The organism is Citrobacter sp. S55_ASV_140, from assembly GCF_018919505.1.
Classification (GTDB): domain Bacteria; phylum Pseudomonadota; class Gammaproteobacteria; order Enterobacterales; family Enterobacteriaceae; genus Citrobacter; species Citrobacter werkmanii.
This window is the reverse complement of sequence record NZ_JAHLQZ010000002.1, coordinates 44,837-60,834: the sequence shown is the minus strand read 5'-3', so window position 1 is coordinate 60,834 and position 15,998 is coordinate 44,837. Positions and strand designations below refer to the sequence as shown.

At 53.7% G+C, this 15,998-nt stretch carries 17 protein-coding genes and 1 other annotated feature; of the genes, 12 read left to right on the top strand and 5 right to left on the bottom strand.

The window, feature by feature from the left end; all coding sequences use genetic code 11:
- Nucleotides 1–24 precede the first annotated feature (24 nt).
- The 12 genes from rpmI (at nt 25) to selO (ending at nt 10,308) form a co-directional block, all read left to right on the top strand.
- A complete protein-coding gene (gene rpmI / locus KQJ18_RS00785) occupies nt 25–222 on the top strand; it encodes a 50S ribosomal protein L35 (RefSeq protein WP_003030583.1) in 198 nt (65 codons plus the stop codon).
- A gap of 54 nt (nt 223–276) precedes the next feature.
- A complete protein-coding gene (gene rplT / locus KQJ18_RS00780) occupies nt 277–633 on the top strand; it encodes a 50S ribosomal protein L20 (RefSeq protein ID WP_003030578.1) in 357 nt (118 codons plus the stop codon).
- A gap of 119 nt (nt 634–752) precedes the next feature.
- Nucleotides 753–877 (top strand) — a sequence feature (Phe leader region).
- Nucleotides 758–802, top strand: a complete 45-nt coding sequence (gene pheM, locus KQJ18_RS00775; protein WP_001386830.1) for a pheST operon leader peptide PheM — start codon at nt 758–760, stop codon at nt 800–802. Its footprint overlaps the feature before it by 45 nt.
- Before the next feature lie 165 nt (nt 878–1,042).
- The gene (gene pheS, locus KQJ18_RS00770; RefSeq protein ID WP_003832580.1) at nt 1,043–2,026 is read left to right on the top strand and encodes a phenylalanine--tRNA ligase subunit alpha; all 984 of its coding nucleotides are present in this window, start codon (nt 1,043–1,045) and stop codon (nt 2,024–2,026) included.
- A 15-nt stretch (nt 2,027–2,041) separates the two neighbouring features.
- On the top strand, nt 2,042–4,429 hold the full coding sequence (gene pheT, locus KQJ18_RS00765) for a phenylalanine--tRNA ligase subunit beta (RefSeq protein WP_174331157.1): 2,388 nt from the start codon (nt 2,042–2,044) through the stop codon (nt 4,427–4,429).
- A 4-nt stretch (nt 4,430–4,433) separates the two neighbouring features.
- Nucleotides 4,434–4,733, top strand: coding sequence for an integration host factor subunit alpha (ihfA, locus tag KQJ18_RS00760; protein WP_003030571.1), 300 nt, complete (start codon nt 4,434–4,436; stop codon nt 4,731–4,733).
- Nucleotides 4,734–4,888: 155 nt separating this feature from the next.
- The gene (gene btuC, locus KQJ18_RS00755; RefSeq protein ID WP_042308812.1) at nt 4,889–5,869 is read left to right on the top strand and encodes a vitamin B12 ABC transporter permease BtuC; all 981 of its coding nucleotides are present in this window, start codon (nt 4,889–4,891) and stop codon (nt 5,867–5,869) included.
- Between the two features lie 60 nt (nt 5,870–5,929).
- Nucleotides 5,930–6,481 (top strand): glutathione peroxidase, encoded by a 552-nt coding sequence (locus KQJ18_RS00750; RefSeq protein WP_216421225.1) that lies wholly within the window; start codon nt 5,930–5,932, stop codon nt 6,479–6,481.
- Nucleotides 6,481–7,230, top strand: a complete 750-nt coding sequence (gene btuD, locus KQJ18_RS00745; protein WP_038640187.1) for a vitamin B12 ABC transporter ATP-binding protein BtuD — start codon at nt 6,481–6,483, stop codon at nt 7,228–7,230. Before KQJ18_RS00750 ends, btuD begins: the two co-directional genes overlap by 1 nt.
- A gap of 77 nt (nt 7,231–7,307) precedes the next feature.
- Nucleotides 7,308–7,772, top strand: coding sequence for an NlpC/P60 family protein (locus KQJ18_RS00740; RefSeq protein ID WP_038640189.1), 465 nt, complete (start codon nt 7,308–7,310; stop codon nt 7,770–7,772).
- Between the two features lie 318 nt (nt 7,773–8,090).
- Entirely contained in the window at nt 8,091–8,804 is a 714-nt protein-coding gene (locus KQJ18_RS00735) for an EAL domain-containing protein (protein ID WP_216421223.1), read from the top strand.
- A 61-nt stretch (nt 8,805–8,865) separates the two neighbouring features.
- Nucleotides 8,866–10,308, top strand: a complete 1,443-nt coding sequence (selO, locus tag KQJ18_RS00730) for a protein adenylyltransferase SelO (RefSeq protein ID WP_038640194.1) — start codon at nt 8,866–8,868, stop codon at nt 10,306–10,308.
- On the opposite strand, the gene KQJ18_RS00725 is transcribed toward selO, so the two are convergent.
- Genes KQJ18_RS00725 through KQJ18_RS00705 form a run of 5 tightly spaced genes read right to left on the bottom strand, consistent with a single transcriptional unit; the run spans nt 10,305 to nt 15,951 of the window.
- A complete protein-coding gene (locus KQJ18_RS00725) occupies nt 10,305–11,084 on the bottom strand; it encodes a heme ABC transporter ATP-binding protein (protein ID WP_204525065.1) in 780 nt (259 codons plus the stop codon). The genes selO and KQJ18_RS00725 overlap by 4 nt on opposite strands.
- Complete coding sequence (locus KQJ18_RS00720; protein ID WP_085049456.1) at nt 11,077–12,069, bottom strand: iron ABC transporter permease; 993 nt, start codon at nt 12,067–12,069, stop codon at nt 11,077–11,079. The genes KQJ18_RS00725 and KQJ18_RS00720 overlap by 8 nt, the downstream gene beginning before the upstream one ends.
- Complete coding sequence (locus tag KQJ18_RS00715; protein WP_038640201.1) at nt 12,069–12,890, bottom strand: hemin ABC transporter substrate-binding protein; 822 nt, start codon at nt 12,888–12,890, stop codon at nt 12,069–12,071. Before KQJ18_RS00715 ends, KQJ18_RS00720 begins: the two co-directional genes overlap by 1 nt.
- Nucleotides 12,887–13,918: a ChuX/HutX family heme-like substrate-binding protein gene (locus KQJ18_RS00710; RefSeq protein WP_137350528.1), complete on the bottom strand. Its 1,032-nt coding sequence runs from the start codon at nt 13,916–13,918 to the stop codon at nt 12,887–12,889. The genes KQJ18_RS00715 and KQJ18_RS00710 overlap by 4 nt, the downstream gene beginning before the upstream one ends.
- Before the next feature lie 47 nt (nt 13,919–13,965).
- On the bottom strand, nt 13,966–15,951 hold the full coding sequence (locus tag KQJ18_RS00705) for a TonB-dependent hemoglobin/transferrin/lactoferrin family receptor (protein ID WP_216421221.1): 1,986 nt from the start codon (nt 15,949–15,951) through the stop codon (nt 13,966–13,968).
- Nucleotides 15,952–15,998 lie beyond the last annotated feature (47 nt).

Below are 15,998 nucleotides of genomic sequence, written 5' to 3'. Positions count from 1 at the left end.
CAATGCGAAGTGGAAGTTATTAAAATGCCAAAAATTAAGACCGTACGCGGTGCTGCTAAGCGCTTCAAAAAAACCGGTGGTGGTGGATTTAAGCGTAAGCACGCAAACCTGCGTCATATTCTGACCAAAAAATCTACTAAGCGTAAACGTCACCTGCGTCCAAAAGGCCTGGTTTCTAAAGGCGATCTGGGTCTGGTTATCGCGTGCCTGCCGTACGCATAAGCCGTTAACGTTTAATTAATTTTTTACTAAGAATATAGATACAGGAGAGCACATATGGCTCGCGTAAAACGTGGTGTAGTTGCCCGTGCACGTCACAAGAAAATTTTGAAACAAGCTAAAGGCTACTACGGTGCGCGTTCTCGCGTATACCGCGTTGCCTTCCAGGCTGTTATCAAAGCTGGTCAGTACGCTTATCGTGACCGTCGTCAGAAAAAGCGTCAGTTCCGTCAACTGTGGATTGCGCGTATCAACGCAGCAGCACGTCAGAACGGTATTTCTTACAGCAAATTCATCAACGGCCTGAAAAAAGCCTCTGTTGAAATCGACCGTAAGATCCTGGCTGACATCGCAGTATTCGACAAAGTAGCGTTCACCGCTCTGGTCGAAAAAGCGAAAGCAGCTCTGGCATAAGCCGGTGAAAAGAGGGAGCCTGGCTCCCTCTCTTTTATTGTAGCGCAATCAATTAGTTGACATTTTACCCGTAAGCCTTTTCAATAAAGGTTGTCCGGTTTTTACCACATAAGGTAATGCAAGCATGAATGCTGCTATTTTCCGCTTCTTCTTTTACTTTAGCACCTGAATCCAGGAGGCTTGCGCGTGAAAGAAGAAACGGAAAACAGCGCCTAAAAGCCTCCCTGGTGGAGGCTTTTTTTATACGCGTCATCCTTCAAGTTGTCTCTGTGTTGGCTGCATTCGCTCACCCCAGTCACGTACTGATGTACGCTCCTGAGGATTTGCTCTTTTGCCGCCTTGATACAACTTGAATGATTTTGCGTATAGACGAGCGACTAGTGAATATCGCCACATAACGAGGAAAACCATGTCACATCTCGCAGAGCTGGTTGCCAGTGCAACGGCCGCCATTAACCAGGCTTCAGATGTTGCCGCGTTAGACAATGTCCGCGTCGAATATTTGGGCAAGAAAGGGCACTTGACCCTTCAAATGACAACCCTGCGCGAGCTGCCGCCAGAAGAGCGTCCGGCAGCAGGTGCGGTGATAAACGAAGCCAAAGAGCAAGTACAGCAAGCGCTGAACGCACGTAAAGCCGAATTAGAAAGTGCTGCGCTGAATGCCCGTCTGGCTGAAGAAACGATCGATATCTCTCTGCCGGGACGTCGTATCGAAAATGGCGGTCTGCATCCGGTAACACGTACTATCGATCGTATTGAAAGCTTCTTCGGTGAGTTGGGCTTTACCGTGGCGACCGGTCCGGAAATCGAAGATGACTATCATAACTTCGACGCACTGAATATTCCTGGCCATCACCCGGCGCGTGCTGATCACGACACTTTCTGGTTTGACGCGACCCGTCTGCTGCGTACGCAGACTTCCGGCGTGCAGATCCGCACCATGAAAGAAAAACAGCCGCCGATCCGTATCATCGCCCCTGGGCGCGTATACCGTAACGATTACGATCAGACGCACACCCCAATGTTCCATCAGATGGAAGGGCTGATTGTTGATACCAACATCAACTTCACCAACCTGAAAGGTACGCTGCACGATTTCCTGCGCAACTTCTTTGAAGAAGACCTGCAGGTTCGCTTCCGTCCTTCTTACTTCCCGTTCACCGAACCTTCTGCGGAAGTTGATGTGATGGGCAAAAATGGCAAATGGCTGGAAGTGCTGGGCTGCGGGATGGTTCACCCGAACGTGCTGCGCAACGTGGGTATCGATCCGGAAATCTACTCCGGCTTTGCATTCGGTATGGGTATGGAGCGTCTGACCATGCTGCGTTATGGCGTGACCGATCTGCGTTCTTTCTTCGAAAACGATCTGCGTTTCCTCAAACAGTTTAAATAAAGGCAGGATAAAACAATGAAATTCAGTGAACTGTGGTTACGCGAATGGGTAAACCCGGCGATTGATAGCGATGCGCTGTCAAACCAAATCACGATGGCGGGTCTGGAAGTTGACGGTGTGGAACCTGTTTCGGGCGCGTTCAACGGCGTTGTGGTGGGTGAAGTGGTTGAGTGCGCTCAGCACCCGAACGCTGACAAACTGCGCGTTACCAAAGTGAATGTAGGCGGTGACCGCCTGTTGGATATCGTCTGTGGCGCGCCGAACTGCCGTCAGGGCCTGAAAGTGGCGGTGGCAACCGTGGGCGCCGTACTGCCAGGCGACTTTAAAATTAAAGCAGCGAAACTGCGCGGTGAACCGTCTGAAGGCATGCTGTGCTCGTTCTCCGAGCTGGGTATTTCCGACGACCATAGCGGCATTATCGAACTGCCCGCCGATGCGCCAATTGGCACCGATATCCGCGAATACCTGAAGCTTGACGACAACACTATCGAAATCAGCGTTACGCCGAACCGCGCCGACTGCCTGGGTATCATCGGCGTGGCACGTGATGTTGCCGTACTGAACCAGGCTCCGCTGGTTGAACCGGAAATGGCGCCAGTAGCCGCAACCATTAGCGATGTCCTGCCGATTCAGGTCGACGCGGTGGAAGCCTGCCCACGCTATCTGGGGCGCGTGGTGAAAGGCATCAACGTTAAAGCGCCAACCCCGCTGTGGATGAAAGAAAAACTGCGTCGCTGCGGCATCCGCTCTATCGATGCCGTGGTTGACGTAACGAACTATGTGCTGCTCGAACTGGGTCAGCCGATGCACGCGTTCGACAAAGACCGCATTGAAGGCGGGATTGTTGTCCGGATGGCAAAAGAGGGGGAAACCCTGGTTCTGCTGGACGGCAGCGAAGCTAAACTAAATGCGGATACGCTGGTGATTGCCGACCATAACAAAGCGCTGGCCATGGGCGGCATCTTTGGTGGCGAACATTCCGGCGTGAATGATGAAACGCAAAACGTCCTGCTGGAATGCGCGTTCTTCAGTCCGCTGTCTATTACCGGTCGCGCGCGTCGTCATGGCCTGCACACCGATGCCTCTCACCGCTATGAGCGTGGTGTCGATCCTGCGCTGCAGTACAAAGCGATGGAGCGTGCTACCCGTTTGCTGATTGATATCTGCGGCGGTGAAGCCGGTCCAATTATTGATGTAACCAACGAAGCGACGCTGCCAAAACGCGCGACCATTACGCTGCGCCGCAGCAAACTGGATCGTCTGATCGGACACCATATTGCTGATGACCAGGTGAGTGATATTCTGCGTCGTCTGGGTTGTGACGTCACGGAAGGTCAGGATGAGTGGAAAGCGGTAGCGCCGAGCTGGCGTTTCGATATGGAAATCGAAGAAGACCTGGTCGAAGAAGTTGCCCGCGTTTACGGTTATGACAATATCCCGAATACGCCAATTCAGGCAGGTCTGATCATGGGTACGCATCGTGAAGCGGATTTATCGCTGAAACGTGTAAAAACCATGCTGAATGACAAAGGCTACCAGGAAGTTATCACCTACAGCTTTGTCGACCCGAAAATTCAGGCATTGCTGCATCCGGGTGAAGAATCGCTGCTGCTGCCAAGCCCAATTTCTGTTGATATGTCGGCAATGCGCTTGTCGCTGTGGACCGGTTTGCTGTCAACGGTGGTGTATAACCAGAACCGTCAGCAGAACCGTGTGCGTATTTTTGAAACGGGTTTACGTTTCGTACCGGATACGCAGGCCAACCTCGGGATCCGTCAGGATCTGATGCTGGCAGGCGTGATCTGCGGTAATCGTCATGATGAACACTGGAATCTGGCAAAAGAGACCGTTGATTTCTATGATTTGAAAGGCGATCTGGAAGCGGTTCTCGACTTGACCGGCAAACTGGCGGACATTCAGTTCAAAGCTGAAGCGAATCCAGCACTGCATCCGGGTCAGTCTGCGGCGATTTATCTGAAAGGTGAACGTATTGGTTTCATTGGGGTTGTTCATCCTGAGCTGGAACGTAAACTGGATCTGAACGGTCGCACTCTGGTGTTTGAACTGGAGTGGAACAAGCTCGCAGACCGCGTGGTGCCTCAGGCGCGTGAAGTTTCTCGCTTCCCAGCGAACCGTCGCGACATCGCAGTCGTTGTGGCAGAAAACGTTCCCGCTGCGGATATTTTATCCGAGTGTAAGAAAGTTGGCGTAAATCAGGTAGTTGGCGTAAACTTATTTGACGTGTACCGCGGTAAGGGTGTTGCGGAGGGCTATAAGAGCCTCGCTATCAGCCTGATCCTTCAGGATACCAGCCGTACACTTGAAGAAGAGGAGATTGCCGCTACCGTCGCCAAATGTGTAGAGGCATTAAAAGAGCGATTCCAGGCATCATTGAGGGATTGAACCTATGGCGCTTACAAAAGCTGAAATGTCAGAATATCTGTTTGATAAGCTTGGGCTTAGCAAGCGGGATGCCAAAGAACTGGTCGAGCTGTTTTTCGAAGAGATTCGTCGTGCTCTGGAAAATGGTGAGCAGGTAAAACTCTCTGGTTTTGGTAACTTCGATCTGCGTGATAAGAATCAACGTCCGGGACGTAACCCGAAAACGGGCGAAGATATTCCCATTACAGCACGGCGCGTGGTGACCTTCAGACCCGGACAGAAGTTAAAAAGTCGGGTTGAAAACGCAACGCCCAAAGAAGAGTGATTTAACGATTCGTTAAACCACTTGCGTTGCCATCAAAGCGGCAGCGTAAAGCATGACGTATATAACTAAAAAGGCCGCTCTGCGGCCTTTTTCCTTTTCACTACCGAAACAGCACCGTAGAATCACCCCCATCTCTTTTCAGCAGAATGGAAAACATGCTGACTTTCGCCCATCAACAGCAGCGACGAAACGTGCGCTGGATACTGTCACTGTCAGTGCTGATGTTACTGGCAACGATTTTAAGCCTGTGCGCAGGAGAACAGTGGATCGCTCCTGGCGACTGGTTCAGCGCCCGCGGCGATCTGTTCGTCTGGCAAATCCGCTTTCCTCGTACCCTCGCCGTTTTGCTGGTAGGCGCTGCGTTGGCTTTATCCGGTGCGGTAATGCAGGCCCTCTTTGAAAATCCACTCGCGGAACCGGGTCTACTGGGCGTGTCTAACGGCGCAGGTGTAGGACTTATTGCTGCTGTGCTGCTCGGCCAGGGGCAGCTTCCCGGCTGGGCGTTGGGCTTATGTGCCATCGCCGGGGCGCTGATTATTACTCTCATTCTGTTACGCTTTGCCCGTCGTCATTTGTCTACCAGTCGCTTGCTGCTGGCGGGAGTGGCGCTGGGCATTATCTGTAGCGCGTTGATGACGTGGGCCATCTATTTTTCCACCTCTTTTGACTTACGACAACTGATGTACTGGATGATGGGGGGCTTTGGCGGCGTCGACTGGCATCAGGCCTGGCTGATGGTGGCGTTGATCCCCGTACTGATATGGATCTGCTGTCAGTCTCAGCCGATGAATATGCTGGCGCTGGGGGAAACTTCTGCGCGCCAACTGGGGTTACCATTATGGTTCTGGCGCAATCTGCTGGTGGTCGCCACAGGATGGATGGTCGGCGTAAGCGTGGCTCTGGCGGGTGCGATTGGTTTTATTGGATTGGTTATCCCCCACATTTTGCGGTTGTGTGGTTTAACCGATCACCGTGTTCTCCTGCCTGGCTGCGCGTTGGCTGGCGCAATCGCATTATTGTTTGCTGATGTTGTCGCGCGTTTGGTGTTGGCTTCGGCTGAACTACCCATCGGCGTGGTGACGGCTACCATGGGAGCACCGGTATTTATCTGGCTATTGTTGAAAGCCGCGCGCTAGAAAGCGTTGGTTCGGTCTATGATTAAAAACTGAAAATCAACCTGTTGTTCTGGAGATGCTATGCAAGACACTATCCTCAATACCGAAGTGACGACCATTGACGGCGAGGCGACTACGCTGCAACCGTATTCCGGCAATGTACTGTTAATCGTCAACGTTGCTTCAAAATGTGGACTGACGCCGCAATACGAACAACTGGAGAACCTGCAGAAAGCCTGGCATCAGCAGGGCTTCAATGTGCTTGGTTTTCCCTGCAATCAGTTTCTGGGCCAGGAACCGGACAGCGAAGATGAAATCAAAACGTACTGCAGTATGACCTGGGGCGTTACCTTCCCGATGTTCAGCAAGATTGACGTCAACGGCGAGGGGCGTCATCCGCTGTATCAGAAGCTGATTGATGCCGCGCCAACGGCTGTGGCGCCAGCAGACAGTGGATTCTATGAACGTATGGCCAGTAAAGGCCGGGCGCCGCTCTACCCGGACGATATCCTGTGGAACTTTGAGAAGTTTTTAGTGGGACGGGATGGGCAAGTACTGCAACGATTCTCTCCGGATATGACGCCTGAGGATCCGATGCTGGTGCAAAGCATCAAGAAGGCGCTGGCAAACTAATGTCACGATTGATGCAGCTACAGGATGTAGCGGAATCGACCCGGCTCGGCCCGCTTTCTGGTGAAATAAAAGCAGGGGAAATCCTGCATTTGGTGGGGCCTAACGGTGCTGGGAAAAGTACGCTGTTGGCGCGTATGGCGGGTTTGACGACCGGGGAGGGCAGCATCACCTTCGGCGACATGCCGCTTGAAGAGTGGCCGGCAGCAAAGCTGGCGCAATATCGTGCTTATCTTGCGCAACAGCAAAACCCGCCTTTTGCCATGCCGGTCTGGCATTTTCTGACGCTGCATCAACCCGACAAAGCGCGTGCCGATCTGTTACAGGAGGTCGCCGATGCGCTTGGTCTGGGGGATAAGCTGGGGCGTGGCGTCAATCAACTCTCCGGCGGTGAGTGGCAGCGTGTGCGCCTGGCGGCCGTTATTTTGCAAATTTGCCCGCAAGCTAATCCATTCGGTCAGCTTTTACTGTTGGATGAGCCGATGAACAGCCTGGACGTCGCGCAACAAAACGCCCTGGACAGGTTGTTGGGCCAGCTGTGTTTGCAGGGAATAGCGATTGTGATGAGCAGCCATGACCTCAATCATACCTTGCGCCATGCGCATAAGGCCTGGTTGCTCAAACGTGGGAAGCTGCTTGCCAGTGGCTCACGTGATACGGTCCTGACACCAGCTAATCTGTCTGCGGCTTACGGCGTGAACTTCCGTCGTTTGGATATCGAAGGCCACAGAATGCTCATATCAACCACTTAAGTTAAATGGGTTCTTGAAAATCCTGTAATTTCCACGCTAAATTGGCATAAAAATAAAATCCAGAGGATTCGTCCTGAATGCGCTTTTGGCTCCTTTTCATCACAGCATTGTTTTTGGCGGGCTGCAGCAGCCATCGTGCTCCTGCGCCAAATGCCCATTTGTCGGATTCTATCGCCGTTATCGCCGGTCTTAATGACCAGCTACAAACCTGGCATGGTACACCTTATCGTTATGGTGGTATGAGCCGTAGCGGGGTGGATTGCTCAGGGTTTGTTTTGATGACGATGCGGGATAAATTCGATCTACAGCTCCCGCGCGACACGCGCATGCAATCAAAGATTGGTACCGAAATCGATAAAGATGATTTGTTGCCAGGCGATCTGGTTTTCTTTAAAACCGGATCCGGAGAAAGTGGTCTGCATGTCGGCATTTACGACACCAATAATCAATTTATTCATGCCTCAACCAGCCGCGGAGTGATGCGCTCGTCACTGGATAATGTCTACTGGCGTAAAAACTTCTGGCAGGCTCGACGTATTTAATCCTCACAACTGACGAGGCTGCCAACGACTGTGCAGCCTCGACATTTTCATTTGAATGCTAACTGTTATTACTGCTTCCAGCCGATCAATAACCCTGTGTGTTAAGAGTGTATCTTGCTAAAAATATGATTTATGCCGGGATATTAAAAAGTGCAAAGCTGGATATTCGCTTATAATCACGATAAGCTAAAAAAAAGGATTCGATTTACTGGCTATAAAGGGACAAATGAAAGAGCCTCTACTTGCATCAGCAGTAACGTATTTCTCCATCCTTTGCTACAGGATGCCGGATAACACCTATGCAGAGGGGCTGGTACGATGATTGTTTCACTGGATAATCTTTATCAATCGGAGTTGTCTTTTCTTCCTGCGAGAAGTGAAAAAGGCGATCTTGAATTCGTAGATATCATCACCAGTTTTGCCAGCCTGCAGGGGGATGTGCGCATACCAACCGAGCTGGTCTTACCTCGGATGTCGGACGATGAACAATGTCGTTTATTTACAGAGAAACTAGAATTAATCGAAACGTGCCAACATTTTTTTATTCAGCGAAAAGTCTCAGTCTGGATTAATTTAACCCCGGCAGTTGCTCATACTTTATTATCAGACGCTGAATATGCTTCACAAATTGAACGATTTTCATTTCTGGAACTGGTTATTAATGAAAGCTATCCAGAGTTAAACAAGGGTAAAGACAATCCAACGCTGGCTGCACTTGCGGCAAGATTTCCATTAATTCTGCAAAATTATGGCGCTGGCGGCATATCAACGCGGGCAATTTTTGATGGCCTGTTCAAACGTGTGGTGTTGGATAAAAACTTTGTTCAACAAAGGATTGCACATATTTCATTTGAACCATTTATGCGCGCTATCCAGGCGCAAATATCACCCTGCTGTGAGTCAATCATCATTAGCGGTATTGATACGCAAGAAATGTTGGCACGAGTACTTCCCCTCGGTTTCAGCGCCATGCAGGGAGGACTGTGGCCTGCGGTACCGCCCTCGCAGATAATTTCGTTATCGAGGATATAACCCTTTTATTTGCTGGTGTTTAACAGGCTATTAACAGTCTACACTAGAGACAGGAGGCCCTATGACCCTGTCTTTTACCACCCGCTGGCGTGATGAATTACCAGCAACCTATACCGCACTCTCGCCTACGCCCCTGAAAAACGCGCATCTTATCTGGCATAACGATGCTCTGGCTGAGCAATTGGCTATTCCTGCGGCGCTGTTTACTATTCCAGAGGGTTCAGGCGTTTGGGGAGGTGAATCCTTGCTTCCCGGGATGTCGCCTTTAGCGCAAGTTTATAGCGGACATCAGTTCGGCGTTTGGGCCGGGCAGCTTGGTGACGGACGCGGGATCCTGCTGGGCGAACAACAGCTTGCTGATGGCTCGACGCTTGACTGGCACCTGAAGGGTGCCGGACTGACGCCTTATTCCCGCATGGGGGATGGGCGCGCCGTGCTGCGTTCAACCATTCGCGAAAGCCTGGCCAGCGAGGCGATGCACTATCTGGGAATACCCACCACGCGGGCATTGTCGATTGTCACCAGCGACACGCCGGTATATCGCGAAACGGTAGAGCATGGGGCGATGCTCATTCGCGTGGCGCAAAGCCATATGCGCTTTGGCCATTTTGAACACTTTTACTATCGTCGCGAGCCGGAGAAAGTCCGTCAACTTGCAGACTTCGCGATTCGTCATTACTGGCCGCATTGGCAGGAAGAAGCCGATAAATATCAGCTGTGGTTTAGCGATATTGTCACGCGTACCGCAAGCTTAATCGCCGACTGGCAGGCGGTAGGGTTTGCGCATGGCGTTATGAATACGGACAACATGTCTATTCTGGGGCTGACGATGGATTACGGTCCGTATGGTTTTCTTGATGACTACGTGCCGGATTTTATCTGTAACCACTCCGATCATCAGGGACGATACAGTTTCGATAATCAACCTGCAGCCGCGCTGTGGAACCTGCAACGTCTGGCACAAACCCTGTCGCCATTTATCCCGGTCGAGGCGCTCAATGATGCGCTGGACAATTACCAACTGGCGCTGTTAACGCGTTACGGTCAACGGATGCGGCAAAAGCTCGGCTTCTTTAGCGAGCAGAAAAACGATAACGAGCTGCTGAGTGAACTGTTTAGCCTGATGGCGCGAGAAAGAAGCGACTATACGCGAACGTTTCGCATGCTCAGTCTGACGGAACAACACAGTGCGCTATCTCCGCTACGCGATGAGTTTGTGGATCGTGCGGCGTTTGACGACTGGTTCACACGGTATCGCTCGCGCCTGGAACAGGACAGCGTTGCTGACGATGTCAGACAAACGCAGATGAAAGCGGCAAACCCGGCGATGGTTTTACGCAACTGGCTGGCGCAACGGGCGATTAGTCAGGCGGAGCAGGGAGATTACGCCGAGCTACATCGGCTGCACCAGGCGTTGCGTACTCCGTTTGTCGATCGCGATGATGACTATGTCAGTCGGCCGCCTGACTGGGGCAAACGGCTGGAAGTGAGCTGTTCAAGCTAAGGCGCCAGAAACACCTGGGGGGACACGTTGGCCGGATGATGGCCAACGTGAACCTCAGCACCGTACCAGCGCATCAGATCATCGGCCCGTAACACGGTCTCCGGCGTCCCTTGCGACGCCAGCCTGCCATTATGCAGTAACACTATTCTGTCAGCCCATAAAGCTGCCAGATTCAAATCGTGAAGCACAATACACACATGCAGCTCTCCTGAAGCGACAAGCGTTTTCAGTAACCGCAGCAGATGTTGCTGGTGGTAAAGATCCAGCGCCGAGGTGGGTTCATCAAGAAATAACCAGCCGCGAGGCGCTCCGTCGCACCAGAGTTGCGCCAGGGCGCGGGCTAACTGCACGCGCTGTTGCTCGCCGCCGGAAAGCGTGGCGTATTGCCGACCTGCCAACGGCGCGCATCCGGTCATCTCCATCACCTGCGCGATAAGGCGAGGTTCCGAACGCTGGGTCCAGGGCGCACGGCCCATCGCGATAACGGCCTCTACCGGCCAGTCAAATCCCAGTTGCGTTTGCTGACGCATCACCGCCCGATGGCGCGACAGCGTCTGCATATGCCACTCATCCAGCGCTTTGCCCGCCAGCATGCAGCGCCCGGCAACCGGTTTGAGAAAACCGGTCAACAGGCGCAGCAGGGTAGATTTCCCCGCACCATTTGGACCGATGAGCGCCACCAGTTCACCTTTTGCGAGGGCAAGCGATACATCAGCAATCACCGACCTGCCCGCCACGCGATAGTGAAGTCCTTCAGCAACGAAATGTTCAGCCATGCGATCCTCGCTGACGAAAAATAAGCCATAAAAACCACGGGGCGCCGAGCAGACTGGTTAACAGACCGACCGGCATTTCCGCTGGCGCAACTGAAGTGCGGGCCAGCGTGTCGGCAATCAGTAATAAAAACGCGCCCGCCAGCACAGAACCGGGGATAACGGCCCGATGGTCTGCGCCGAGCCACATACGCATTAAATGCGGGATAACCAGCCCGATAAAGCCAATTACGCCGCTTACTGCCACCGCTGCGGCTACCAGCAAGGCGCTGCAAAGCAGCAAAATACGCTGGATTGTACGCACATTCACGCCAAGATAATGCGCCTCTTCCTCGCCCAGTTGCAGCAGGTTCAGGGCCGAAGCCAGACGCCAGACGATCAGCACCGTCGGGATAGCCAGCGAGGTAACTGCCAGTAGTGTGGACCATTGCGCAGCGCCCAGACTTCCCATCCCCCACAGCGACAGCTGGCGCAGTTGCGCATCATTACTGACCCACGACAGAACGCCAACAGCCGCCCCGCAGAGCGCGTTGATCGCAATACCGACCAGCAGTAGCCGCGAGAGTGAACCGTCGCGCTGTTGGCTGAGGATAAAAATCACCACGGTTGCCGCCAGTGCACCGACAAATGCAGCCAACATTGGCGCATACAGCATCAGTAGCGCGGGCAAAGAGACAGGCAGTACCACCCACAGGGCGACGGCGCAGGCCGCACCGCTGCTAATTCCGAGTAATCCCGGGTCGGCAAGTGGGTTGCGAAACAGTCCCTGCATCACACAACCGGATAGCGCCAGAGAACCGCCAATCACCAGCGCCAGCAGAACACGGGGCAGGCGAATAGTGAGCCAGATTTGACGCAGAGTTTCATTGTCATCACGCCAGAGCAGACTTACCGGCAGGCGCAACGCGCCAAAACCGGTAGCCAAAATTGTCATTACGACCAGCATTAGCGCCATGACCCACAAAGAACAAGTGATTCGTCGGGACATCAGGGCAATTGCTCTGCTTTCGCGCGTAGTTGCAAAATGGCCTGCGGCGTGCGGATACTGAAGCCAAGCAGTGCCATATCATCAACCTGCAATACCTGTTTATTCCGTCCCGCAGGTGTTTGCGCCAGCCCCGGCAGCGCCCACAGGCTCGCCTCGCCACCCATTGCCTTAACACCTTCCCGTGAAATCACCACCAGGTCCGGCTGGCTGGCAATCACACCTTCTTGTGAAAGAGGTTGATAACGGTTAACCCCCTGCATCGCGTTGCGCAAACCGGCGGCGCGAATAGCGGCATCGGCTCCGGTTTGCTGGCCTGCGGCCATGGCGGTCATCCCACCATGATTAAGAATAAACAGGACGCGTTTGTTAAGTTCAGATGACGGGAGCGCCGCCAGCTCCTGACGTAAGGTTGCACGCAACGTTTCGCCGTCGGCCTCCCGGTGAGTCGCCTCGGCAATGACGCGAATTTTTCCATCAATCGCGTTAAGGTCGTTGTTTGCCGGGATCGTAACAACCCTGACGTTGCTCTGCTCGACCTGTTTTAGCGCCAGAGAAGGCTGCGCCTGCGCACTGGCAAGGACCAGCGTCGGACGGGTGGCAAGGATCCCTTCGGCGTTAAGCTGGCGTAAATAGCCGACGTCAGCCAGGGCGTTTGCGGCTTCAGGCCACTGGCTGGTACTGTCTCGCGCCACAAGCGTTGACTGGGCCCCCAGCGCGTACACAATTTCGGTGACGTCGCCCCCCAGAGTAACGACTCTTTCCTCGGGGACCGCCAGCGCAGTAACGGGCAGCAACGCAATCAGGAGCAGCAATTTGTTCATGCGGCCAGCCCTTTCGGCGTCAGTGCGTCAATTTGCGCGCGCCATTGCGTTTGCTCCGGTTCGCCTTCCGTACGTTGACCATACAGTTGGGCAATCTGTGTGCCATCGGCCGCAAACAGTTCCAGACTGGTAACGTGCCCATCGGCGGTTGGTTTGCGCGTTACCCACGTTTCAGCCACGCTTTCTTCCAGCAGATGTAATGTAAATGCTGGATTGAATATATTCAGCCAGCCTTTCATCGGTACCAGTTTTTCTATCACGCCGGTAAAAATTTGTACGCAGCCGCGATTACCCACAAACACCATAATTTCATTACCATCCTGACGCGCGGTATTGAGTAACTGCGCCAGTGCGCCATTGGTCACTTTACAGGCCAGATCATCGCCCACCAGATTAAACGCCTGTTGGCGAGTGAGATCGTGGCGTTTCAGCAGACCGAAGAACTGGTGGACATCGGTCATGGCTCGCCACTCTTGATCTACGGTCTGTGCATCAACGGTGACGGTAGCAGGAGCAGGGTTTTTAGCGGATTGCAGCGCCAGTGGCGGGTTTTCAGTGAAGATGAAACGGCTCAGTAACGCTGCCCATTCTTCAACGAGGGTATTTTGTGTGGCATAGACCTTCAGTAATGCATCACCCTGATGGTCGAAAAACTGAATGCTCTGACGCTCGCCGTGAGCGGTTGTTTCTCTGATATGAAAGGCGCTTGCCCACTGATTCAGGAACAGACGCAGATCGAGGGCGCGTGGATTGAGTACCAGCCCGGCATGCCCGCTCAGGTGCTGGTTGGTAAAGGTGCCGACCTGCTCATGCACCGCATATTCGTTGCGGCAAATACATTTGGTTTCGCCTACGGCTTCCAGCGCGCCGAGGATTTCGCGGACTTCGCCACGTAAACGCCAGGCGTCATGACCGACGCGCGCGAAGGTCAGTTCTGCCTCGCTGATGTGCATCATAGCCGCGATGTCACGTGCGTATTTGCCAGGGTTTTCTTTTTTCAGTTCCAGCCAGCGTGTGTGGTGATTCATTGTCTCTTCCTTCCAGATTGCTGCCCCGGCGAACCGGGGAAAAGTGATTACCACTGATAACTCACGAAAATTTTGCCATTGCGGCCATCCTGCGGAATGCCCTGCGGCGACCAGTACTCTTTGTCGAAGGCGTTGCCCAGGACCAGTGTGGTGGTCATGCCTTTTAGCGCCTGTTGCCCCTGATAGCTCACGTAGAAGTCGTTTACCGCATAGCCGGGTTGTTTGGCGTAGCTGCTGCTGATGTGCGTTGAGCGGTCAGCAAATGTACCTATCCAGCCAACGGAGAAACCGCTGTGTGCAACCGGCACGTTCAGTTTGCTGGTGACGGTGTCCGGGTTAATGCTGGAAATGTACTCGCCCGTGTCAGTATCTTTACCCCGCGTGCGGTTATAGGCCATATCGAGGCTGAACAGATCGGCGGTGTATTTCGCCATCACGTCCCAGCCCCAGATTTTGGCGTTGGGTACGTTATAGGACATGGTCGTCGCAGCGGCAAAATCGACGCTGGTGGAGATGTAATCTTTGGCTTTGGTGTCGAAATAGCTGGCTTTAAATTCGAGCGCATCGCTCGCCATCAACAGATCGTCAAAGCGCAGGCCAAATCCGTATTCCTGTGTTTCGTTGGTTTCCGGACGCAGGTTCGGGTTTGGCACCCAGTAATTGGTGTAAAAACGGCCAATCGAGAAGTGTTTCGCGTCGTTATACATCTCGCCCATGGTTGGAGCACGGAAGGCCTGAGCGTATGAACCGAAAAGCATCAGCCAGTCGGCAGGCGCAACGGTGAGTCCAGCGCGGGACGACCATTTATCGGCATCGACATCTTCATAACCGTCGCTGCTACCGCGATAAGAGTCATACCGTGTCCCCCCCAGCAGCGTAACCGGCAGGTCGCGCAGGGTGATTTCATCCTGTAGCCAGCCGGAGCTAAAATCGATTTTTGCCTCCGGGAAACCGGTGGTTGCGCCGCCCGGTTGTTGTTCCTGACGATAGTATTCACCGCCGTAGGTCAGTAAGTGAGAAGCAAATGAATCGGTAAACAGGCGGCTACGGTTGTCGACTTTCCCGCCTTTGGTGGTCTGCTTGCGAAATTCGCCGGTGCTGTCCGTGTTTTGTGCATTAATGCGCGCTTCGGACCAGTAGATGTGGGCATCCGCGTTCAGCCAGTCATTATCCGCCGGGGCGAGGGAGTAGGTCAGTTGCGCATCGCGCTGGATGGTTGAGCGATCGGTCATCGGGTTGCTGGTGGTATCCGCCGCGCTGGTTTGTGGGTTTTTAGGTTCCCGGGCATCATTGTTGTAATAACGCAGCGAGCCGGCCAGCGTCTGGGCGCTGTCAATTTTCCAACTGCCTTTCGCCAGCATATTGTTAATTGCTTCATCGTTCGGGGCGGTAGTGCCGTCGCTCTGGCGCAAATTACCGCGATCGCGACTGGACCAGGCCAGCAGCCCGTCGAGGGTATCGGTGCGGCCAAATGCGCTGGCGCCCATACCGAGGCTGTGATCGCCGGTAGCCGCGGTACCGAACACGCGATAACCGCTATTCTGACCCGCCTCCAGTAAGTCTTTAGCATCCGCAGTGTCATAGGCGATTACGCCGCCCAGCGCGCCGCTGCCATACAACAGTGCGGAAGGGCCGCGCACCACTTCAATCCGCTTGATTAGCGCCGGATCGAGGAAGGTACTGTTCAGGTGCCCGGTATCGGTTCCCTGGCGAACGCCATCCACCAGCACCAGAACACCGCGACGGTCATAGCCGCGCAGATTGACGTCCTGACCATTTGTCCGCCCCGTACCGTCAAGGCTCAGGCCCGGAACCTTCCGTAACAGGTCGGCTGTCGAGCTGGCTGTCTGGTTTTCAGGTGCAGTAGCGTCGATAACGCTGACCATCATCGGCGCTTCAAAGGCGCTACGGGGATTACCGGTGGCGGTGACGGTCATATCCTCTACTGCCGCCCAGGCAACGACGGGAAGATTACTGACAATCGCCAACGCCAGGAGCGACGGGCGCAAGGATGCGGTGTGCAGGTGGGGCATAGCAACTCTCCATTAGAAAATCGAAAAGCGCTGGCTGCCTGGGTATC